At 67.1% G+C, this 19,405-nt stretch carries 21 protein-coding genes; 16 read left to right on the plus strand and 5 right to left on the minus strand.

Going from position 1 to position 19,405, the window contains the following annotated elements; genetic code table 11:
- Positions 1 to 40: 40 nt before the first annotated feature.
- Genes kce through HWY37_RS24790 form a run of 3 tightly spaced genes read right to left on the minus strand, consistent with a single transcriptional unit; the run spans position 41 to position 2,707 of the window.
- Positions 41 to 976, minus strand: coding sequence for a 3,5-dioxohexanoate:acetyl-CoA acetone transferase (gene kce / locus HWY37_RS24780; protein WP_175206294.1), 936 nt, complete (start codon positions 974 to 976; stop codon positions 41 to 43).
- The gene (locus tag HWY37_RS24785) at positions 969 to 1,925 is read right to left on the minus strand and encodes a 3-hydroxyacyl-CoA dehydrogenase (RefSeq protein ID WP_175206293.1); all 957 of its coding nucleotides are present in this window, start codon (positions 1,923 to 1,925) and stop codon (positions 969 to 971) included. The genes kce and HWY37_RS24785 overlap by 8 nt, the downstream gene beginning before the upstream one ends.
- Positions 1,925 to 2,707 (minus strand): SDR family oxidoreductase, encoded by a 783-nt coding sequence (locus HWY37_RS24790; RefSeq protein WP_175206292.1) that lies wholly within the window; start codon positions 2,705 to 2,707, stop codon positions 1,925 to 1,927. Before HWY37_RS24790 ends, HWY37_RS24785 begins: the two co-directional genes overlap by 1 nt.
- Positions 2,708 to 3,034: 327 nt before the next feature.
- Here HWY37_RS24790 and HWY37_RS24795 point away from each other — a divergent pair, with 327 nt between their 5' ends.
- The 6 genes from HWY37_RS24795 to HWY37_RS24820 all read left to right on the plus strand — a co-directional run bounded on the left by HWY37_RS24795 (position 3,035) and on the right by HWY37_RS24820 (position 9,496).
- Positions 3,035 to 4,234, plus strand: a complete 1,200-nt coding sequence (locus HWY37_RS24795; protein ID WP_175206291.1) for an ABC transporter substrate-binding protein — start codon at positions 3,035 to 3,037, stop codon at positions 4,232 to 4,234.
- A 115-nt stretch (positions 4,235 to 4,349) separates the two neighbouring features.
- Entirely contained in the window at positions 4,350 to 5,216 is an 867-nt protein-coding gene (locus HWY37_RS24800) for a branched-chain amino acid ABC transporter permease (RefSeq protein WP_175206290.1), read from the plus strand.
- Between the two features lie 22 nt (positions 5,217 to 5,238).
- Positions 5,239 to 7,020, plus strand: a complete 1,782-nt coding sequence (locus tag HWY37_RS24805) for a branched-chain amino acid ABC transporter ATP-binding protein/permease (RefSeq protein WP_175206289.1) — start codon at positions 5,239 to 5,241, stop codon at positions 7,018 to 7,020.
- Positions 7,013 to 7,717 carry an ABC transporter ATP-binding protein gene (locus tag HWY37_RS24810; protein ID WP_175206288.1) on the plus strand — a complete coding sequence of 235 codons (705 nt, stop codon included), beginning with the start codon at positions 7,013 to 7,015 and terminating at the stop codon, positions 7,715 to 7,717. The genes HWY37_RS24805 and HWY37_RS24810 overlap by 8 nt, the downstream gene beginning before the upstream one ends.
- A 19-nt stretch (positions 7,718 to 7,736) precedes the next feature.
- On the plus strand, positions 7,737 to 8,732 hold the full coding sequence (locus HWY37_RS24815) for an NAD(P)H-quinone oxidoreductase (protein WP_175206287.1): 996 nt from the start codon (positions 7,737 to 7,739) through the stop codon (positions 8,730 to 8,732).
- Complete coding sequence (locus HWY37_RS24820; RefSeq protein ID WP_175206286.1) at positions 8,729 to 9,496, plus strand: SDR family oxidoreductase; 768 nt, start codon at positions 8,729 to 8,731, stop codon at positions 9,494 to 9,496. The genes HWY37_RS24815 and HWY37_RS24820 overlap by 4 nt, the downstream gene beginning before the upstream one ends.
- Positions 9,497 to 9,539: 43 nt before the next feature.
- Here the strand turns inward: HWY37_RS24820 and HWY37_RS24825 are convergent, their stop codons facing one another.
- Positions 9,540 to 10,199, minus strand: coding sequence for a thiopurine S-methyltransferase (locus HWY37_RS24825; protein WP_175206285.1), 660 nt, complete (start codon positions 10,197 to 10,199; stop codon positions 9,540 to 9,542).
- A 138-nt stretch (positions 10,200 to 10,337) separates the two neighbouring features.
- Here HWY37_RS24825 and HWY37_RS24830 point away from each other — a divergent pair, with 138 nt between their 5' ends.
- The 3 genes from HWY37_RS24830 (at position 10,338) to HWY37_RS24840 (ending at position 12,199) form a co-directional block, all read left to right on the plus strand.
- Positions 10,338 to 10,883 carry a sigma-70 family RNA polymerase sigma factor gene (locus HWY37_RS24830; RefSeq protein WP_175206284.1) on the plus strand — a complete coding sequence of 182 codons (546 nt, stop codon included), beginning with the start codon at positions 10,338 to 10,340 and terminating at the stop codon, positions 10,881 to 10,883.
- A complete protein-coding gene (locus HWY37_RS24835; RefSeq protein WP_175206296.1) occupies positions 10,880 to 11,563 on the plus strand; it encodes an anti-sigma factor in 684 nt (227 codons plus the stop codon). The genes HWY37_RS24830 and HWY37_RS24835 overlap by 4 nt, the downstream gene beginning before the upstream one ends.
- 87 nt (positions 11,564 to 11,650) lie before the next feature.
- Positions 11,651 to 12,199, plus strand: a complete 549-nt coding sequence (locus HWY37_RS24840; RefSeq protein WP_175206283.1) for a fasciclin domain-containing protein — start codon at positions 11,651 to 11,653, stop codon at positions 12,197 to 12,199.
- 192 nt (positions 12,200 to 12,391) lie between these two features.
- Here HWY37_RS24840 and HWY37_RS24845 read toward each other — a convergent pair whose 3' ends face one another.
- Positions 12,392 to 13,438 (minus strand): aldo/keto reductase, encoded by a 1,047-nt coding sequence (locus HWY37_RS24845; protein WP_176090081.1) that lies wholly within the window; start codon positions 13,436 to 13,438, stop codon positions 12,392 to 12,394.
- A 319-nt stretch (positions 13,439 to 13,757) separates the two neighbouring features.
- Between HWY37_RS24845 and HWY37_RS24850 the strand changes: the two genes are divergently transcribed.
- From HWY37_RS24850 to HWY37_RS24880, 7 genes are all read left to right on the plus strand, one after another.
- Positions 13,758 to 14,720 carry an AraC family transcriptional regulator gene (locus HWY37_RS24850; protein ID WP_176090082.1) on the plus strand — a complete coding sequence of 321 codons (963 nt, stop codon included), beginning with the start codon at positions 13,758 to 13,760 and terminating at the stop codon, positions 14,718 to 14,720.
- A 117-nt stretch (positions 14,721 to 14,837) separates the two neighbouring features.
- Positions 14,838 to 16,139 carry an alanine racemase gene (locus tag HWY37_RS24855; protein ID WP_176090083.1) on the plus strand — a complete coding sequence of 434 codons (1,302 nt, stop codon included), beginning with the start codon at positions 14,838 to 14,840 and terminating at the stop codon, positions 16,137 to 16,139.
- Between the two features lie 3 nt (positions 16,140 to 16,142).
- Complete coding sequence (locus HWY37_RS24860; RefSeq protein WP_175206279.1) at positions 16,143 to 16,811, plus strand: amino acid ABC transporter permease; 669 nt, start codon at positions 16,143 to 16,145, stop codon at positions 16,809 to 16,811.
- A gap of 11 nt (positions 16,812 to 16,822) precedes the next feature.
- Positions 16,823 to 17,473, plus strand: coding sequence for an amino acid ABC transporter permease (locus HWY37_RS24865; RefSeq protein ID WP_175206278.1), 651 nt, complete (start codon positions 16,823 to 16,825; stop codon positions 17,471 to 17,473).
- Positions 17,460 to 18,200, plus strand: coding sequence for an amino acid ABC transporter ATP-binding protein (locus HWY37_RS24870; RefSeq protein WP_175206277.1), 741 nt, complete (start codon positions 17,460 to 17,462; stop codon positions 18,198 to 18,200). Before HWY37_RS24865 ends, HWY37_RS24870 begins: the two co-directional genes overlap by 14 nt.
- Positions 18,201 to 18,224: 24 nt before the next feature.
- Positions 18,225 to 19,010 (plus strand): transporter substrate-binding domain-containing protein, encoded by a 786-nt coding sequence (locus tag HWY37_RS24875; protein ID WP_175206276.1) that lies wholly within the window; start codon positions 18,225 to 18,227, stop codon positions 19,008 to 19,010.
- A 24-nt stretch (positions 19,011 to 19,034) separates the two neighbouring features.
- A complete protein-coding gene (locus HWY37_RS24880) occupies positions 19,035 to 19,382 on the plus strand; it encodes a RidA family protein (RefSeq protein ID WP_175206275.1) in 348 nt (115 codons plus the stop codon).
- Positions 19,383 to 19,405: the final 23 nt, after the last annotated feature.

The raw sequence follows: 19,405 nt of genomic DNA on the forward strand, positions 1-19,405 counted from the left end.
CGCCGCAGGGGGCCGGCCAACGGCCGGCGCCCCCGCCGCGTCAGAACGCGACGTTGTCCTTACCCTTCAGGTCCAGCTTGGCGCGCGCTTCCTCGGGCGTGGCGATTTCAAGGTTCAAGGCTTCCAGGATGGTGCGGATGCGCTCCACCTGGACCCGGTTGGATTGCGCCATTTCGCCCGGGCCGATCCACAGCGAATCCTCCAGCCCCACCCGCACGTTCGAGCCCATGGCCGCGCCGATGGTCGCCAGCGGCATCTGGCCGCGGCCGGCGCCCAGGATCGACCACTCGTAGTCGTTGCCGAACAGGCGGTCGGCCGTGCGCTTCATGTGCATCAGGTCTTCGGGATGCGGGCCGATGCCGCCCAGGATGCCGAACACGGACTGGATGAACGGCGGCGACTTCACCAGGCCCCGGTCCACGAAATGCGCCAGGTTGTAGAGATGGCTGATGTCGTAGCACTCGAACTCGAAGCGGGTGCCGTTGGCATTGCCCAGGGTCAGGATGGACTCGATGTCCTGATAGGTGTTGCGGAACACCAGCGAACGGCTGTTCTCCAGATGCTCGCGTTCCCAGTCGTGCTTGAATTCCTTGAAGCGGCCCAGCATCGGGTACAGCCCGAAGTTCATGGACCCCATGTTCAGGGACGCCAGTTCCGGCTTGAAGGTGGTGGCCGGACGCATGCGCTCTTCCACCGTCATGTGGGGGCTGCCGCCGGTGGTGATGTTGATGATGGCGTCCGTTTCCCGCTTGATCCGCTCCAGGAAGGGCTTGAACAGCGCCGGGTCCTGCGAGGGCTTGCCGGTCTGCGGATCGCGCGCATGCAGGTGCAGCACCGCCGCGCCGGCCTGGGCCGCGCCGATGGCGGCTTCCGCGATCTCGTCGGCGGTGACCGGCAGGTGCGGCGACATGCTGGGCGTATGGATGGCGCCCGTCACGGCGCAAGTGATGATGACTTTCTGCTTGGGCTTAGCCATTGTTGTCTCCGTTGTCCTGCTTGTGGCGCATGAGGCGCATCAGTTTTTCATCGCGCCAGAAGCGGCGCTTGGCAAGATCTTCCCGCGGCAGCAGGCCGCGGCGTTCCTCCGACAGGGCGTCGACCAGCGCGCCGTCCCAGGCGACGAGATCGCCCTGGGTCGCGCCGATGGATTGATACAGCCCGCCGTAGCGCGCGCAGTAATCGGCGATGCCGCCCGGCGCGTTGAGGTCTATGGTTTCGAAGGGCCCCATGAACGACCAGCGCAATCCCAGGCCGTCCTTCACGGTCGTGTCGATGTCCTCGGCGCTGGCGATGCCCTCGCTGGCCAGGCGGAACGCCTCGTGCAGCAAGGCGCCTTGCAGGCGGTTGAGGATGAAGCCTTCGATTTCGCGGCGCACCAGCACGGGCTTCTGCCCGATGGATGCCATGACCGCGCTGGCGCCCGCCACCGTCTCGGGGCTGGTCCACGGCGCCGGGCATAGCTCCACGACCGGGATCAGATAGGGCGGGTTGACCGGATGCGCCACCAGGCAGCGGTGCCGCCCGGACAAATGCCCGGTGAATTCGCTGGCGGGGATGCTGGAGGTGGAACTGCCGATGATGGCGTCCGGTTCGGCCGCGGCGTCCAGTTCCGTGAACAGGGCCCGCTTGATTTCCACCTTCTCCGGCGAGTTCTCCTGGATGTAGCTGGCGCCCCGCAAGGCGTCGGCCAGGCTGCTTGCAGCATGGACGCGCGCGCCTATGGCTTCGGCATCCTTGAGCAGTCCCTGGGTTTCCAGTTCGCGCAGCTGCTGCAGGATCAGGCCGCGGGCTTCGGCCAGCATGGCGGCATTGACGTCGTGCAGACGCACTTCCCAGCCCATGCGGGCGAATACGATGGCCCAGCCCTGGCCGATCAGGCCGGTGCCGATGATGGCGGCGCGTTGCGCCAGTGAGCCGGCCGCCATCAGTAGAGCTTCTGCGTGAAGCCGTCCACCACGATGGCCTGCCCCGTGACGCTGCGGGCGGCCTCGCTGGCATTGAACAGCACCATGTTGGCGATATCGCGCGCGGTGACCATGCGGCCCAGCGCGGCCTGGTTCTCGTACTGCGCGGCGATCTCTTGCACCGGACGTCCCAGCGTATCCGCCTTGGCCGCGATGACGGCGCGGATGCGGGGGCCTTCCACCGCGCCCGGCAGGATGGCGTTGACGCGGATGCCGTGCGGACCCAGTTCGATGGCCAGGGACTTGGTGAAGCCGATCACCGCCCACTTCGACGCCGAATAGACCGAACGCCCCGCGAAACCCAGATGGCCCGCCGCGGACGACAGGTTGATCATCACGCCGGCCTTGGACTCCTTGAGCAGGCCGATGGCCTGGCGCGCGCACAGGAACTGTCCGGTGATGTTCACGGCCAGCGTGCGGTCCCAATCCGCCTTGGACAGGGTTTCGACATAGCCCGTGGGGCCGGCCACCCCGGCGTTGTTGACCAGGATGTCCAGCCCGCCCAGCTTGGCGCGGACCTGGTCGAAGAGCGCGGCGACGCTGTCCTCGTCCGACACGTCGGCCAGCGCGGCGTGCACGCCGGGCAGTTCGGCCGGCAGCGCGGCCAGGCGCTCCTGGTTCACGTCGCACACGAATACCGAGGCGCCGGCGTGGCGGAACACTTTCGCCATTTCCAGCCCCAGCCCGTCCGCGCCGGCGGTGATCAACACCCTTTTCCCGGCGAAATCCACTTCCTCGAACATGCCTCTGTCTCCTAGGATTCTTATGAAAAACAGGCTTTTGATGATATACGATATATGAAAAAAACAGCTAGACACCGGCACATCCGGCAAGCTCGGCATCGACCTTAAGGTGTCATTCAAAAGGATGATGCAAGCCCGTGTTTGCGCTGTATCAGCCCGCTAAGTCTTTATTCATGCGGCTTTAGGGAATTCCCCGATTCGGCGGGTTACGGCCCCAACTAGAATCCAAGGCGGGGTTTGCTACCCGCCCTGCCGATATATCATATATTCAAAAAAACGGACCAAACAAGAAAGTCCGCATCCCATACCGACAAAGGAGCGTAGACAGTGTTCAAGTTCAACAAGATCGTTTTGGCGCTGGGCGTGTGCGGCGCGCTGGCCAGCGGCAGCGCAGCGGCCGACATGAAGGTGGGCGCCCTCTTCCCGTTCAGCGGCGCGCTCGCGCTCCTGGGACAAGAGAGCTATCGCGGCCTGGAGCTGGCCGTCAATGAAATCAACGCCGCGGGCGGGGTCAACGGCGAGAAGATCGAGATCATCAAGGCCGACGCCGTCGATCCGACTCAAGCCGTGTCGGAGACCAAGCGCCTGATCTCCTCCAACGTGGTCGGCGTGTTCGGCAGCTACGCCTCCGGCATTTCGTACGCGGCCTCGCCCGTGACCGAGCTGGCCGGCGTGCCCTACTTCGAACTGGGCGCCACCGCGCACAAGATCACCACGCGCGGCTACAAGTACCTGTTCCGCAGCAACCCCAACACCGCGCTGTACGGCGTGTCGGTGGTCAATGCGCTGCACGACACCATCGCGCCGGGCATGGGGCTGAATCCCAAGGACATCAAGATCGGCATCATCCACGAGGACGGCCCCTACGGCACCGACGTGGCCGCCACCGAGAAGAAGCGCGCGCAGGAGCTGGGCTACACCGTGGCGGAAGTGCTGCCGTACTCGGCCAAGACCGTCGACCTGTCCTCGCTGATCCTGCGCCTGAAGGGAGCCAAGGTCGACGTGGTGCTGCAGACGGCCTACCAGAACGACGCCATCCTGTTCTTCAGCCAGGCGCGCGCCGCGGGCTTCAAGCCCAAGGTGGTGATCGGCGCGGGCGGCGGCTACTCGCTGGCCGACACGGCCAAGGCCGTGGGCGCCGACATGAACGGCGTGTTCGACCTGGACTTCCCGCAGGCCTCCATCAATCCGGCGGGCGCGCCGGGCCTGGACAAGTTCCTCGAAGCCTACAAGGCCACCTACAAGAGCGATCCGCAATCGGGCCACAGCCTGACCAACTACGTCGGCGCCAAGGCCTTCTTCGAAGCCATCGGCAACGCCAAGTCCACCGACAAGGACAAGATCCGCGCGGCGGTGCTGGCCTACAAGAAGCCAGCCGGCCAGACCGCCAACGGCTGGGCCTTCGACTTCGGCGAAGACGGCCAGAACAACGCATCCACGTTCTACGTGATGCAGTGGCAGGACGGCAAGCTCGTCACCATCGCGCCCAGCAACCTCGCACTCGGCAAGCCCGTCTTCAAGAAATAAGCGCCACGCCAGTGCCCAGGCGCTCGGGGGCGCCTGACGTTACCCGGGGTCCGCACCCCGGTCCGCCGCCACCGCGGCCGGACCGGGGCCGCTGCCCGTTCTAAGAGGTTGCAACATGGAAATATTCATTCAACTGGTCATCAACGGCCTGTTGCTGGGCGGCGCGTACACCATCATCAGCCTGGGGCTGACGCTGATCTTCGGCGTGGTGCGCGTCGTGAACTTCGCGCACGGCGAATTCCTGATGATAGGCATGTACATGGTCTATCTGATCGCGGCGCAATTCGGCGTGCATCCCTATGCCGGCCTGGTGCCGGTCGCCGTCATCCTGTTCGCGCTGGGCGCGCTGACGCAGAAGGGCATCATCCAGCCGCTGCTCAACGCCGACCAGCACATCCAGATCTTCGCCACGGTGGGCGTATCCACCATCCTGCTGAACCTGGCCCTGGTGATCTTCGGCGCCAACGTCTACCGCGCGCCGGTGGAGCTGGGCACCAGCACCGTCGATATCGGCCCCTACTCCATGGTGAGCGGGCAGCTCGTCACCTTCGTGATCGGCCTGAGCCTGGCCGTGCTGCTGCACCTGTTCATGCACCGCACCTACCTGGGCCGCGCACTGCGCGCCGTGGCGCAGCACCGCTACGCCGCCACGCTGATGGGCGTGAACGTCAACAATGTCTACGCCATCGCCTTCGGCCTGGGCACGGCCTTCGTCGGCATCGCCGCCGGCCTGCTGGCGCCGCAATACCCGGTGTTTCCCACGGTGGGCACCTACTTCGTGCTGACGGCCTTCGTGATCGTGGTGCTGGGCGGGCTGGGCAGCCTGTACGGCGCCGTGGCCGGCTCCATGATCATCGGCATCGTCGACACGCTGGCCGGCTTCTACATCGCCCCCGACCTGAAAGAGGTCGTTTATTTCGGGATCTTCCTCTTGATCCTGGTGCTGCGTCCGAACGGCCTGTTCGGCGTCGGCACAGAGTGATCAGAGCAACAAGGAGCGAGACGTGTTTCCCGATATTCGACATCCCAAGACCTACGTCAGCCTGATCCTGCTGATCGCGATGTTCCTGGTGCCCGTGGTCATGGGCACGCCTTTCTGGACCAACCTGTTCGTGCTGCTGTTCGTGTTCTCGGCCCTGTCCGTGGCCTGGAACATCGTCGGCGGCTACGCCGGCCAGCTGTCGCTGGGCCATGCCGTTTTCTACGGCATCGGCGGCTATACCGCCACGCTGCTGACGCAGAACTTCGGTATTTCGCCGTGGTTCGGCATGCTGGCGGGCGCGGCGATCTCGGCGGCCGTGGCCATCCTGATCAGCTACCCCACCCTGCGCCTGCGCGGCCCGTTCTTCGCGCTGGCCACCATCGCCATCCTGGAGGTGGTGCGCCTGCTGGTCATCCACGAGGAAAGCTGGACCGGCGGCTCCAGCGGCATCAGCCTGCCCCTGAACATAGGCTGGACCTGGATCGTGTTCCGCGAGAAGGTCAACTACGTGATCATCGCCTTCGGCCTGTTCCTGCTGGTGACCTGGGCGTCCTGGTACATCCGCAAGTCGCGCATAGGCCATTACCTGATCGCGATCCGCGAACGCGAGGACGCTGCGCTGGCCGTCGGCATCCACACCGTGCGCATGAAGATCATCGCCGCGGTCGTGTCCGCCGTGCTGACCAGCATCATCGGCACCTTCCACATCACCTACCTAACCTTCGTCGATCCCAGCTCGGCGTTTTCGCTGGAGCTGTCGATCCAGGTCGCCATGTTCGCCCTGATCGGCGGCCTGGGCACGGTGGCCGGCCCCATCGCCGGCACCTTCCTGGTGCTGCCCATCGCCGAACTGGCGCGCGGCTGGCTCAGCAGCGTGGGTAACGGCATGCACGGGCTGATCTACGGCCTGATCCTGGTGGCGGTGGTGCTGACCATTCCGCGCGGCCTGGCCGGCGCCTTCGGTCCGGTCATCGAGCGCTGGCTGTCGCGGCTGCCCTATCTGGGCACGCCCCGCGCCAAGCTCAAGCTGGCCGACGAGCTGCGCCTGCGCAGCGCAGAACGCACCGGCCAGCCGGTGCTGAAGGCCGACAAGCTGTTCAAGAGCTTCGGCGGCCTGCGCGCCACCAACGACGTGTCGCTGACGCTGAACCAGAACGAGATCCTGGGCATGATAGGCCCGAACGGCGCCGGCAAGACCACGGTGTTCAACCTGCTGTCGGGCTTCCTGTCGCCGGACAAGGGCGGCATCACGATGCTGGACGCGAACGGCAAATGGGTCACCTGCAAGACGCCCGACGAATTCGCGCACCAGGGCCTGGGCCGCACCTTCCAGATCGCCAAGCCGTTCACCGGCCTGACCGTGCTGGAGAACATCATGCTGGGCGCCTTCATCCGCACCTCCAACCGCGAGGAAGCCGAGCAGATCGCGCTCAAGGTCGCCGAACAGACCGACCTGGTGAAGTACCTGGGCATCGAGGCGCGCAACCTGACGGTGGGCGGCATGAAGCGCCTGGAAGTGGCGCGCGCGCTGGCGATCAAGCCGCGCATCCTGCTGCTGGACGAGGTCATGGCGGGCCTGAACCCCACCGACATCGAGAAGTCCATCCAGATGATCCGCCGCATCCGCGACTCGGGCGTATCAGTGCTGCTGATCGAGCACATGATGCAGGCCACCATGGCGCTGTCCGACCGCATCATCGTGCTGAACGAAGGCGCGGTGCTGGTCAGCGGCGCGCCCAAGGACGTGGTGGAGAACCCGGCCGTCATCGAAGCCTATTTGGGCAAGGAGTACCAGGATGCTTAAGGTTTCGAATCTGTCCTCGGGCTACGGCAAGAGCCAGGTCCTGAACGGCCTGAACTTCGAGGTCCGCGCCGGCGAGATCGTCACGCTGATCGGCGCCAACGGCGCCGGCAAGACCACCACGCTGAAGACGCTGTGCGGCGTCATCGGCGCAACCGAAGGCAAGGTCGAATTCGAAGGCCAGGACCTGACCAACCGCAAGCCCTACGACATCGTGGACGCCGGCATCACCATGATTCCCGAAGGCCGCCAGCTGTTCCCGCACTTCACGGTGCGCGACAACCTGCTGATGGGTTCGTACAAGCGCGCCGCCCGCCCCATCGTGCAGCGCAAGCTGGAAGAGGTGCTGGGCATTTTCCCGCGCGTGCGGGAACGCCTGAACCAGTACGCGGGCTCGCTCTCCGGCGGCGAACAGCAGATGGTGGCGATCGCGCGCGGCATGATGGCCGACCCCAAGCTGCTGGTGTTCGACGAGCCCTCCCTGGGCCTGTCGCCGCTGCTGGTGCAGCAGATGTTCGACATCATCCGCGGCGTCACCGCGCACGGCGTGACCGTGCTGCTGGTGGAGCAGAACGTATTCCGCACCCTGCGGCTGGCGGACCGCGGCTACGTGCTGGAGAACGGGGCCATCGTGCGCTCCGGCACCGGCGCGGAGCTGCTGAGCGACCCGCATGTGAAAAAGGCCTACCTGGGCCATTGATACCAAGGATTCACTTCCCATGTCTTTACGCTGCACATTCATCGACCACGGCCAGGGCGGCGCGCCCGATTGCATGCGCCTTGCCGAACGCGACATGGAGGCCCCCGTCGGCCGCCAGGTGCTGATCGAAGTGGCCTACGCCGGGGTCAACCGCCCCGACGTGCTGCAACGCTCGGGCTCCTACCCGCCGCCGCCGGGCGCTTCGCCCTACCTGGGTCTGGAGGTCTCCGGCACCGTCATCGCCGCCGGTCCCGACGCCAGCCTGTGGAAGGTCGGCGACCAGGTCTGCGCGCTGACGCCGGGCGGCGGCTACGCCCAGTACTGCCTGGCCGACGAACGCCACTGCCTGCCGGTGCCGCGCGGCCTGGACCTGCTATCCGCCGCCGCCATTCCCGAAAACTACTTCACGGTCTGGACCAATGTGTTCGACCGCGCCCGCCTTGCGGCCGGCGAACGCTTCCTGGTGCATGGCGGCTCCAGCGGCATCGGCCTGACCGCGATCCAGCTGGCCCGCGCCTTCGGCGCCGAAGTCTGGACCACGGTGGGCAACCAGGAAAAGGCCGACGCCTGCCTGGCGGCCGGGGCGCACCACGCGGTGCTGTACCGCGACGCCGACTTCGAGGCCGAAGTGCGCCAGGGCAGCGGCGGCCCGGGCGTGGACGTGATCCTGGACATGGTGGGCGGCGCCTACATCAACAAGAACCTGCGGCTGCTGGCGGTCAACGGCCGGCTGGTGCAGATCGCCTTCCTGGAGGGCAGCAAGGCCGAGATCGACGCCATGCCCATCATGCTCAAGCGCCTGCAGTTCACCGGTTCCACCCTGCGCCCGCGCTCTGACGAGGACAAGGGCGCGATCGCTCGCGCACTGGCGGAAAAGGTGCTGCCGCTGATGGAACAGGGGCAATGCCTGCCACGCATCCACAAGGTCTTCCCGCTGGCCGAGGCGGCCCAGGCGCATGCGCTGATGGAAAGCAGCAAGCATATCGGCAAGATCATGCTGAAGGTGGCCGCATGAGCGGGCGCTTCAAGGACCAGGTCGCCATCGTCACCGGCGCGGTCGGCGGCATAGGCTCGGCCATCGTCGAGGGCTTCCTGGCCGAAGGCGGCCGCGTGGGCCTCATCGACTTCAACTCCCAGGGCGGCCAGGCCTATGAAAAGGAGCTGCGCAAGCGCGGCCACGAAGCCTGCTTCGTGCACGCGGACGTGGCGCGCTTCGAGGAATGCCAGGCCGCCTACGAGCGCATCAGCCGCGAGCTGGGTCCCGCCACTATCCTGGTGAACAACGTCGGCATCTCGCCCAAGACGGACGGGCGCGCCCTGAAGGTCTGGGAAATGCCGCCGCGGGAATGGGAGAACGTGGTCGCCGTCAACCTGAACAGCGTGTTCTACATGACGCATCTGGCCACGCCGCACATGGTGCGCGAGCGCCAGGGCCGCGTGATCAACATGTCTTCGGTGGCGGGCCGCGCCTATTGCGACATCGTGGCGGCGCACTACGCGGCCACCAAGGCCGGCCTGATCGGCCTGACGCGCCACTGGGCGGCGGAACTGGGCGAACACCAGGTCACGGTCAACGCGCTGGCGCCGGGACGCATCAGCACGCCCTTGCTCAAGACCGTGCCCAAGGAAATCAATGACGCCGTGGCGCAGGTGACCGCGCTGCGCCGCCTGGGCACGCCCGAGGAAGTGGCGGACGCCTGCCTGTTCTTCGCCTCGGACCAGGCCCGCTTCGTCACCGGCCAGGTGCTGGACGTGGCCGGCGGCTGGCTGATGACCTGAGCTAGCGAGGCAGGACGCCCGCGCTGCGGCGCGGGCGCTTCGCTTATTCCTGGACGCCCAGGTGGTAGACCACTGTGTCCAGCCGGCTGACGCCAGCCGCCAGGAACTTGGGTTCCTTCTCCAGGATGTCGCGGCGGTCGATGATCCTGGCGGGCGACACGTCCGCGTAGAGCTTCTGCACCTCGCTGTCCACCAAGGAAAACGGCGGTCCCGGCATTTCTTCCTGGGGATAGTCCAGCGTGATCAGCAAGCCCTGATAGGCCGGCGACAGCTGGCCGTAGACGTGACGCACGTAGTCGGCGCGCATGGCCTCCGGCAGCGCCACCAGCGCCGCGCGGTCATAGGCGCCGACGCAATGCGACAGCAGCTGCGCATCCAGCTTGAAGATGTCGCCGCAGATGATTTCGATGCTGCCCGCCACGTAGTGCTTGCCATAGATGGACACGTGCGTGAGCGGCTTGAGTTCGTTCTCCTCGAAGAACTGCTCCACCGCGAGCTCGGACAGTTCAATACCCAGCACCGGATGCCCCTGGGCCGCGATCCACACCATGTCTAGCGACTTGCCACATAGCGGCACCAGCACCCGGCCGCCCTTGGGCACGCCCAGCGCCGGCCAGTACTTCTGCAACAGCGGGGTCACCCGCGTTTGATGAAAATGCGTGCGCCCTTCGCGCCAGCGTTCCAGCCAGAATTCCGCGTCCATGCCTGCTCTGCTCCTCCAAGGTCTTGGTGCCGAACCTGCCGGCCCGGTGCGAAGCATTGTAAGGCCCGCACTTTCTGGTGACGCCTTGCGGCCGGGCCGGTATGCTTGGACGCAGCGTGCCATTCCCTCCAGGAACCGATGCCCGACGCCCAGCACCTCCAGGCCCTGCTTGTCCAGTGCGCTGCAAAGCGGGAATCGGCGCTGGCCGAGATATATCGTCTTGCGTCCCCGCATCTGTTTGCGCTGGCCAAGCGTATGTTGAAAGACCAGGCTGCAGCCGAAGACGTGCTGCAGGAGTGCTTCGTGTCGATCTGGCGCCAGGCGGGGCAATATCGCGCGGACCAGGGCCAGCCCATGACCTGGATGATGCGCATTGTCCGCAATCGCTGCATCGACCGTTTGCGGCGCGCCAACGCGGAACTGCCGGATCCGGACGATGCGCTGACGCTGGCGATGGCCGACAGCGGGCCTGGGCCGCTGGCGCAGCTTCAGGCCAGCCAGGACGGTCGCCGCCTGGCCGAGTGTCTCGGACGGCTGGAGGGGCCGCAACGCGTTGCGATCGCCATGGCCTTCTTTGACGACTTGGCGCATTCAGCCATCGCGGCGCGCCTGAATGCGCCGCTGGGAACGATCAAGAGCTGGATTCGCCGGGGTCTGCAACAGCTGAAAAGGTGCCTGGAATGAACTACCGCGACCCGGAGCTGCAAGACCGCCTGGCCGCCGAGTACGTGCTTGGCGGCCTGCGCGGGGGAGCGCGCCGCCGGTTCATCCAGTTGATGCGTGACGATGCGGCCCTGCGCCGCGCCGTGGTCGATTGGGAAGACAAGCTGCTGCCCCTGGCGCTGGCGCTGCCGCCCGAAGCGCCCCCGCCCGGTATCTGGGATGCGATCGTTGCCCGCATCGCCCCCGCTCCGAGCCCAGCTCCCGCGAGCCGCAGCCACTTGCACCGCCTCTCGTGGTGGCGCAGGCTGTCCGCTGGCCTGGCGGCCGCTGCCGTCGTGCTGGCCGTCATGCTGTTCCGTCCGCCCTCGCCGCCACCCCAGCCTCGCACCGTCGCCGTTTTGAATGGGGAAAAGACGCCCGGCTTGCTGGTGCTTAACAGCCTGGCGGATCATCGCCTGGCGGTCCAGCCCATGCGCGATCTCACGGCCCTGGCCGACGGCCGCGCACTGGAACTATGGGCGATCTCGCCCAACCAGGCGCCGCGCTCGCTGGGCCTGCTCACGCCTGACCAGACCACCGTTCTGACCCCGCGCCAGCCGCCACAACAGGGCGACACCGTGGCCGTCACGCTCGAACCGCCCGGCGGCGCTCCGAACGGCGTGCCGACCGGTCCTATCGTTTTAAGCGGCTCCGTTATCTGATCAGGGTTTGTCCTAGCATCAAACGCCGCATCCAATCGCCAGCCAGCCTCGTATCTCCTCTTGACGGCCACACAAAAGGAGATCGTCATGAAATTGCTAGCTTCGATTGCCATCGCCTGCTCCGCGTTGATCCTGGCGCCCGCGCATGCCGCCGACGTCATGGTGGGCGGCCAGGCGATGATGCCCACCAGGAACATCGTCGCGAATGCGGTGAACTCCGCGGACCACACCACCCTGGTCGCGGCGGTGAAAGCGGCCGGTCTGGTGGACACGCTGCAAGGCAAGGGACCGTACACGGTGTTCGCCCCCACCAACGCCGCGTTCGGCAAGCTGCCGGCGGGCACGGTCGATACGCTGGTCAAGCCCGAAAACAAGCCGGCGCTGACCAAGATCCTGACCTATCACGTCGTGCCCGGAAAGCTGGACTTCGACGCGCTCGCGGCCCGGATCAAGAAGGACGGCAAGGCTGCGGAACTGACCACCGCCAGCGGCGGCAAGCTGTGGGTGATGATGAACGGCAAGCACAACCTGGTTCTTAAGGACGAAAGCGGCGGCATGTCGACCATCAGCACCTATGACGTGTATCAATCCAATGGCGTGATCCACGTCATCGATACCGTGCTGATGCCGAAGTAAGCACTGCGCGCTCTCGCGCAGGCAGGCCCCGCACATGGGTGCGGGGCCTGCCTGCTGCCTCCGCGCGTCAGGAACGCAACGGGAAGTTGCGGATATCGTCGGCCACCGGCGCTGCCACCAGCAGCAGCGACGGTATCGGCGCCAGCGTTCCCGCCGAGCCGAGCCCCAAGGCAAAGCAGAACTACGCGCCAGTCACGCCACGCCGGATTCGCTCAGTTGCTTGCGCCGGTGCTCGCCCTGGCGCACATGCATCCAGCCCGGGTACTCCGGCGGCAAGGCGCTGACCTGGTCCAGCTCGGCCAGCTCGTCCGCCGTCAGCCGGATGGCGGTGGCCGCCAGGTTGTCGTCCAGCTGGTCCACGCGCTTGGCGCCGATGATGACGCTGGTCACGGCCTGCTGATGCAGCAGCCAGGCCAAGGCCACCTGCGCCACCGACACGCCGCGCGCGCCGGCGATGCGCCGCAGGACGTCGATGCTGTCATAGGCGCGTTCCTGGTCGACCGGCGGAAAATCGAAGGCGGCGCGGCGGCTGCCGGCTTCGGCCTGGCCGTCGCGGCCGTACTTGCCGCTGAGCAGGCCGCCCGCCAGCGGGCTCCATACCATCAGGCCCACGCCCTCGCTTTGCAGCATGGGCACGATCTCGCGCTCCAGGTCGCGGCCGGCGATCGTGTAATAGGCCTGCAGCGACTCGAAGCGCGCCAGCCCCAGGCGCTCGGCAATGCCCAGCGCCTTCATGATCTGCCAGGCCGCCCAGTTGGACACGCCGACGTAGCGCACGTGGCCGTGCTGCACCAGGTTGTCCAGCGCCCGGACCGTCTCCTCGACCGGCGTGGCGGGATCGAAGCCGTGGATCTGGTAGAGGTCGATATGGTCCAGCTGCAGGCGCGCCAGGCTTTTCTTGACGCCGTCCATGATGTGCGCGCGCGAGTTGCCGCGGGCATTGACGCCGGCGCCCGTCTGGCCGAACACCTTGGTCGCGATGATGACGTCCTCGCGCGCCACCTTCAGGTCGCGCAGCGCCTGGCCGGTGATGACCTCGGAGCGGCCCTCCGAGTACACGTCGGCCGTATCGATAAAATTGACGCCGGCGTCCAGCGCCCGGCCCACCAGCCGGTTGGCGTCTTCCTGCTGCAGGTTGCCGATCTTGCTCCACAGCTCGCCTTCGCCGCCGAAGGTCATGGTGCCCAGGCAGAGTTCCGACACGAACAGGCCGGTGCTTCCGAATTTCTTGTACCGCATGGTTGCGCTCCTTCAAGGGCTCGGCGGGCGCCGGCGTCCCGGGATGGGAGGCCCGCGGCGCGCCGGCCGGGTCGATAGGCAGTATGCGTCCGGGAGCCGGCGCGGGCGCTGCTTGATCCTGTGCTTTTTTTGCCCGATTCTCCGGCGATCGGGAGCGTTGCGCCGCGGACGCCCATTCCTCCGGATTTCCTGCCCATTTCTCCATGGAAGGCGTCAAAGCCCGGATCGGGGCCCGCCAGGGCATACACTAAAAGGCACCCGATCCTCCAATTTTTCCGCCAGCTGCCCGCCCGCGGCGCGCCAGGCCACGGAGCCCTCCATGCCATTGACCACCGCACTAGCCGCTGACTTCGCCGGCCCGATCCTCGATGCCGCCTACGAGCCCGCGCGGCGCGAGCTGCTCTGCACGCTGGAACGCATGACGGGAGACCTGGAGGGTTCGCTCGATACGCCCATAGAGGGCCTGTACCTGCACCGCATCTCCCAACCCACCGGCGCCAAGCCCGGACTGCAAAAGGCCGCGCTAGGCGTCATCGCGCAAGGTTCCAAGCGCCTGCTCATTGGCGACGAGGCCTACGAGTACGACCCCTTCCACTACCTGATTTCCTCGGTGGACCTGCCGGTCGTGGCCAAGGTGTCCGTCGCCAGCCCGACCCTGCCCTACCTGGGCCTGCGGCTGGACCTGAACGTGGAGGAGATCACCGCGCTGATCAGCGACGAGAACCTGCCGCCGCAGCCGCCCGCCGAGGCGGCGCGCGCCCTTTGCGTCAACCCGCTGGGCGGCTCCCTGCTGGACGCGGTGCTGCGCCTGCTGCGCCTGCTGGACACGCCGCGCGACATCCCCATCCTTGCGCCCCTGGTCAAGCGCGAGCTGCTGTACCGCCTGCTGATGAACGGCCAGGGCGCGGTGTTGCGCCAGTCGGTGCTGCAGGACAGCCAGCTCAACCGCGTCGCCAAGGCCATCCGCATCCTGCGCGACAACTACGCGCAGCCCTTGCGCGTGGAAGAGATCGCGCGCGACGTGCACATGAGCGTGTCTTCCCTGCACCATCATTTCAAGCAGGCCACGGCCATGAGCCCGCTGCAATACCAGAAGCACCTGCGCCTGCAGGAAGCCCGGCGCCTGATGCTGACCGACGACGCCGGCGTGGCGCTGGCCGCCCACTCCGTGGGCTATGAAAGCTCGTCGCAGTTCAGCCGCGAGTACAGCCGCCTGTTCGGCTCGCCCCCCCTGCGCGACAAGCAGCGCTGGAAGGACGAAACGGCCTCGGCGCAGGCCTGAGGCACCCATTCCTCTGCGTAAGGGATAGCCCTAATCCTAATTTGACAACGTTACCATTAGACTGCCGCCATTAAATGACAACGTTGTCATAACCCTGAATCCTTCTTCGGCGGCCGCATGAATCCCTTCCTGGAAACCCTGCTCGATACCCCACTGGACGACACCTACCGGGGCATTCCTCCGGGCGAGCCCGCGCTCCCGCTGCGCGCGGTGGCGTCCCGGCGCTGGCAGCCCAGGAACGGCGACATGGCCCTGCCCGTCCTGACCCTGGACGAGGCCGCCTTTGCCCACAACGTCGAACGGATCTTCCAGTACGCCCGCAGCCACGGCGCGGCGCTGGCGCCGCATGCCAAGACGCCGATGTCGCCGCAGATCGTGCAGCGCCTGCTCGACGCCGGCGCCTGGGGCGCCACCGTCGCCAACCTGCAGCAGGCCGCCGTGCTGCTGCGCGCCGGCGTGACGCGCCTGATGCTGGGCAACGAGATTGGCGGCGCGGCCAGCGGCGCGCGCCTGGGCAAGCTGCTGGCGGCCTATCCCGATGCCCGCCTGCTGGCGTTCGCGGATTCCGCCGCCACGGTGCGTTCCCTGGCGGCCGCCGCGGCGCAGGCCGGCCGGCCCGCGGAAGTGCTGGTGGAAGTCGGCGGCGGCCGCGCCGGCGCGCGCGATGACGCCGCCGTCACCGCCATCCTGGACGCCATCCGCGAACAGGACGGCAAGCTGGCGCTGGCCGGCGTGGCCACCTATGAAGGCGCCGTCGCCAGCTCGGACGCGGCGCTCACCGCCACCAATATCGCCGCGCTGATGGAGCGCGCCGCCCGCGCTTTCCGCCAGGTGCGCGCCCTGGCGCCGCACTCGCCGCTGGTGTTCACCGCCGGCGGCTCGGCCTTTTTCGACCAGGTCACGCAGGCCGCCAAGCCCTGGCTGGCCGAGGACGGCAACGCCCAGCTGGTGCTGCGCAGCGGCGCCATCTTCTTCCACGACCACGGCACCTACCAGCGCGCCCTGCAAGCCATGGACGCGCGCGCCGGCTTCCAGGTCGACGGCCAGGCGCGCAATGCGGCCACCGATTTCCGGCCGGCCCTGCGCCTGTGGGGCGAGGTCCTGTCGCGTCCGGAACCGGGCTTGGCGATCTGCGGCTTCGGCATGCGCGACGTGTCCTATGACCAGGACCTGCCCGCGCCGCTGGCCGCCTTCCGCGACGGCGCGCCCCTGGCCGGCTGGGACGCCCAGGCCCGCGTCACGCGGCTCAACGACCAGCACGCCTTCCTTGCGATCGCGCCGGACAGCGCGCTGGCGCCCGGCGACGTGATCGAGTTCGGCATTTCGCATCCCTGCACCTGTCTGGACCGCTGGCGCGTGTTCTTCGGCCTGGACGCCGACGGCCGCGTGCAGTCGGCCTACCGCACGTTCTTCGGGTAAGCCATGCAACAGCTGAACTTCCAACAGATCTGGCGCTACCGCGAGCAGCTCTGGGACGGCATCCAGGTCACGCTGGAACTGACCGTCATCGCCGTGATCGCCGGGCTGGCCATCGGATTGGCCGGCGCCCTGCTGACGCGCCACGGCCCCAAGCCGGTCAAGCTGGCGCTGCGCGCCTACGTCGAAGTGTTCCGCAACACGCCGTCGCTGATCCAGCTGTTCGTGGTGTTCTTCGTGCTGCCGGGCCTGGGCCTGCGCATGCCGCCCTTCGTGGCCGCCGCGCTGGCGCTCAGCCTGTACTTCGGCGCCTATGCCATCGAAATCCTGCGCGCGGGCCTGGATTCGATTCCGCGCAGCCAGATCGAGGCCGGCCACTGCCTGGGCCTGAGCTCCTGGCAGGTGTACCGCCACATCGTGCTGGCGCCGGCCCTGCGCAACGTCTATCCCGCCCTGGGCACGCAGCTGGTCATCCTGCTGCTGGGCACTTCGCTGGCCTCGCAGGTATCGGCCGAGGACCTGTTCCACGCCGGCAGCTTCATCGAAAGCCGCACCTACCGCAGCTTCGAGGTCTATGCGGTGATCTGCGGCATCTATTTCACGCTGGTGCTGATCACCAAGGCCCTGCTGGCGCTGGCCGGCAGCCTGGCGTTCAACTGGCCCGTGCGCCGCTAGGAGCCGCAAGCATGCGTACGTTTACCCTGAGCGACTTCGCGTCCCTGATCAGCGCGCTGCAGTGGACGGTGGCCCTGGTGCTGATCGCGCTGGCCATCGGCGCGCCGCTGGGCCTGGGGCTGGCGCTATTGCGCGGCCATCGCGCGGCGCCGCTGCGCTGGCTGGCCGCGACCCTGCAACAGCTGGTCCAAGGCGTGCCGCTCCTGGGCCTGCTGATGTTCTTCTACTTCGGCATGCCGGTGTTCCTCGGCATCGAGGTGCCCGCGCTGACCGCCGTCAGCGTCGCCTTCATCATCTACACCGCGGCCTTCCTGGGCCAGATCTGGTACGGCGGCATCCAGGCCGTGAAGCACGAGCAATGGGAAGCCGCCGCCTGCCTGGGACTGTCCAAATGGCACCAGTTCCGCCACGTGATCGCGCCGCAGGCGTTCCGCCTGTCGCTGCCGCCCACGGTGGGCTTCCTGGTGCAGCTGATCAAGGGCACCTCGCTGGCCTCGGTGGTGGGTTTCGTCGAACTGGCGCGCGCCGGGCAGATCGCCAGCGCCGCCACCTTCCAGCCCCTGCTGGTCTATTCCTGCGTCGCCCTGCTGTATTTCGCGGCGTGCCTGCCCCTGACGATGTGGGCCCGTAACCTGGAGGGCCGCTTCCATGGCGCTCGTTGAAGTTTCCAACATCCATAAACGCTTCGGCGCCAACGCGGTGCTCAACGGCGTCTCGCTCGAAGTCAACGAAGGCGAGATCGTCACCATCATCGGCCGCTCCGGCTCGGGCAAGTCCACGCTGCTGCGCTGCCTGAACGCGCTGGAGACGGTGGACGACGGCGACATCCGCATCGGCGGCGAGCGCGTGCACGCCGGCATGCCCGGCCTGCGCCAGTTCCGCCAGCGCGTGGGCATCGTGTTCCAGCAGTTCAACCTGTTTCCGCACCTGAACGTGGAGCGCAATATCACGCTGGCGCCCACGCTCAACGGCAAGATCGCCAAGTCGCAGGGCCGCGAGCTGGCGCTGGACGTGCTGCGCCGCGTCGGCCTGGCCGAGAAGATCGACGCCTATCCGGCCCTGCTGTCGGGCGGCCAGCAGCAGCGCGTGGCGATCGCCCGCTGCCTGGCCATGGCGCCGCAACTGATGCTGTTCGACGAGGTCACCTCGGCGCTGGACCCGGAACTGGTGGGCGAGGTGCTGAAGGTCATGGAAGACATGGCGCGCCAGGGCATGACCATGGTGCTGGTGACGCACGAAATGGCATTCGCCCGCAACGTCGCGTCCAAGGTCGTGTTCATGCACCAGGGCCGCGTCTGGGAACAGGGCCCGCCCGCCGAACTCTTCGCCAATCCCCAAACCCCCGAGCTGCGCCAGTTCATCGGCACGGCCGCGCCTACCACCCACTAAGCCATCCGCCACTGGAGTCATTGCATGAAACTGTTCGCCAAGCTGGCCGCCGCCGCGGCCGTCTGTCTCTCCCTGGCCGCGCCCGCCTCGGCCGCCGACAAACTGCAGGACGTGCTGGGCGCGGGCAAGCTGCGCGTCGGCGTGCTGATGGATGCCGCGCCCTGGGGCTTCAAGGATGCCAAGGGCGAGGCCGCGGGCCTGGACATCGACCTGGCCAAGCTCATGGCCGCCGACATGGGCGTGAAGCTGGAGCTGGTGCAGGTCACCGGCGCCAGCCGCATTCCCAGCCTGCTGGCCGGCAAGGTCGACGTGCTGATCGCCGCCGCCGGCGCCACGCCCGAGCGCGCCCAGCAGGTCATGTTCTCGCAGCCCTACGCCGCGGTGAACCTGGGCGTGTACGGCGGTGAAGCCATGCCGCAAGCCAAGACCGTGGAAGAACTGAAGGGCCACAGCATCGCCGTCGCCAAGGGCTCCACCTTGGACATCTGGCTGACCGACAACGCGCCGGGCGCCAAGCTGGTGCGCTTCGAGGACACGCCCTCGGCCGTGGCGGCCTATCTGGCCGGGCAGTCGGAATCGTTCGCCGAGAACAGCGCCATCGCGCTCAAGGTAGCCGAGGACAACCCCTCCAAGGCGCCGCAGCTCAAGTTCCTGATCCGCCAGTCGCCCGCCCACGCCGCCGTGCAGCAAGGCCAGCAGAACCTGCTGAACTGGATCAACACCTTCCTCTTCACCAACCGCCTGAACGGCAAGCTGCCGGCCCTGCAGGAGAAGTGGTTCAAGGAAGCCCAGACCCTGCCGCAGATGTAATCGCCTCACCCATCAAGGACTCGCATGATCAAACGCTACAAATCCGGCTCGCGCATGAGCCAGGCCGTGTCGTACAACGGCTTCGTGTTCATCGCCGGCCAGGTGGCCGACAACCGCCAGGGCTCGCTGGAATCGCAGACCCGCGAAGTGCTGGCCAAGATCGAAGCGCTGCTGGCCGAGGCCGGCAGCGACAAGTCGCGCCTGCTGGCGGTGGACGTGTTCCTGCCCGCCATCGGCGACTTCGACGCCATGAACAGTGTCTACGACGCCTGGATCGATCCCGCCAATCCGCCCGCCCGCGCCTGCGTCGAGGCCCGCCTGGCCGACCCCGACCTGCGGGTCGAGATGACCGCGGTCGCCGCGCTGCGCTAAGCGCGGCCCGCCCCCCTTCCGAT

Source organism: Achromobacter anxifer (assembly GCF_903652925.1).
In the GTDB taxonomy this organism is placed as follows: Bacteria; Pseudomonadota; Gammaproteobacteria; order Burkholderiales; family Burkholderiaceae_B; genus Achromobacter; species Achromobacter anxifer.

What these genes read in the sequence shown, in the direction of transcription:
- HWY37_RS24850 (WP_176090082.1), top strand. Translation starts at nt 13,758, where the DNA reads ATGCCATTGACCACCGCACTAGCCGCTGACTTCGCCGGCCCGATCCTC.
- HWY37_RS24865 (WP_175206278.1), top strand. Translation starts at nt 16,823, where the DNA reads ATGCGTACGTTTACCCTGAGCGACTTCGCGTCCCTGATCAGCGCGCTG.
- HWY37_RS24810 (WP_175206288.1), top strand. Translation starts at nt 7,013, where the DNA reads ATGCTTAAGGTTTCGAATCTGTCCTCGGGCTACGGCAAGAGCCAGGTC.
- HWY37_RS24790 (WP_175206292.1), bottom strand. Translation starts at nt 2,707, where the DNA reads ATGTTCGAGGAAGTGGATTTCGCCGGGAAAAGGGTGTTGATCACCGCC.
- HWY37_RS24880 (WP_175206275.1), top strand. Translation starts at nt 19,035, where the DNA reads ATGATCAAACGCTACAAATCCGGCTCGCGCATGAGCCAGGCCGTGTCG.
- HWY37_RS24825 (WP_175206285.1), bottom strand. Translation starts at nt 10,199, where the DNA reads ATGGACGCGGAATTCTGGCTGGAACGCTGGCGCGAAGGGCGCACGCAT.
- kce (WP_175206294.1), bottom strand. Translation starts at nt 976, where the DNA reads ATGGCTAAGCCCAAGCAGAAAGTCATCATCACTTGCGCCGTGACGGGC.
- HWY37_RS24860 (WP_175206279.1), top strand. Translation starts at nt 16,143, where the DNA reads ATGCAACAGCTGAACTTCCAACAGATCTGGCGCTACCGCGAGCAGCTC.
- HWY37_RS24870 (WP_175206277.1), top strand. Translation starts at nt 17,460, where the DNA reads ATGGCGCTCGTTGAAGTTTCCAACATCCATAAACGCTTCGGCGCCAAC.
- HWY37_RS24815 (WP_175206287.1), top strand. Translation starts at nt 7,737, where the DNA reads ATGTCTTTACGCTGCACATTCATCGACCACGGCCAGGGCGGCGCGCCC.
- HWY37_RS24830 (WP_175206284.1), top strand. Translation starts at nt 10,338, where the DNA reads ATGCCCGACGCCCAGCACCTCCAGGCCCTGCTTGTCCAGTGCGCTGCA.
- HWY37_RS24800 (WP_175206290.1), top strand. Translation starts at nt 4,350, where the DNA reads ATGGAAATATTCATTCAACTGGTCATCAACGGCCTGTTGCTGGGCGGC.
- HWY37_RS24785 (WP_175206293.1), bottom strand. Translation starts at nt 1,925, where the DNA reads ATGGCGGCCGGCTCACTGGCGCAACGCGCCGCCATCATCGGCACCGGC.
- HWY37_RS24875 (WP_175206276.1), top strand. Translation starts at nt 18,225, where the DNA reads ATGAAACTGTTCGCCAAGCTGGCCGCCGCCGCGGCCGTCTGTCTCTCC.
- HWY37_RS24845 (WP_176090081.1), bottom strand. Translation starts at nt 13,438, where the DNA reads ATGCGGTACAAGAAATTCGGAAGCACCGGCCTGTTCGTGTCGGAACTC.
- HWY37_RS24855 (WP_176090083.1), top strand. Translation starts at nt 14,838, where the DNA reads ATGAATCCCTTCCTGGAAACCCTGCTCGATACCCCACTGGACGACACC.
- HWY37_RS24820 (WP_175206286.1), top strand. Translation starts at nt 8,729, where the DNA reads ATGAGCGGGCGCTTCAAGGACCAGGTCGCCATCGTCACCGGCGCGGTC.
- HWY37_RS24835 (WP_175206296.1), top strand. Translation starts at nt 10,880, where the DNA reads ATGAACTACCGCGACCCGGAGCTGCAAGACCGCCTGGCCGCCGAGTAC.
- HWY37_RS24840 (WP_175206283.1), top strand. Translation starts at nt 11,651, where the DNA reads ATGAAATTGCTAGCTTCGATTGCCATCGCCTGCTCCGCGTTGATCCTG.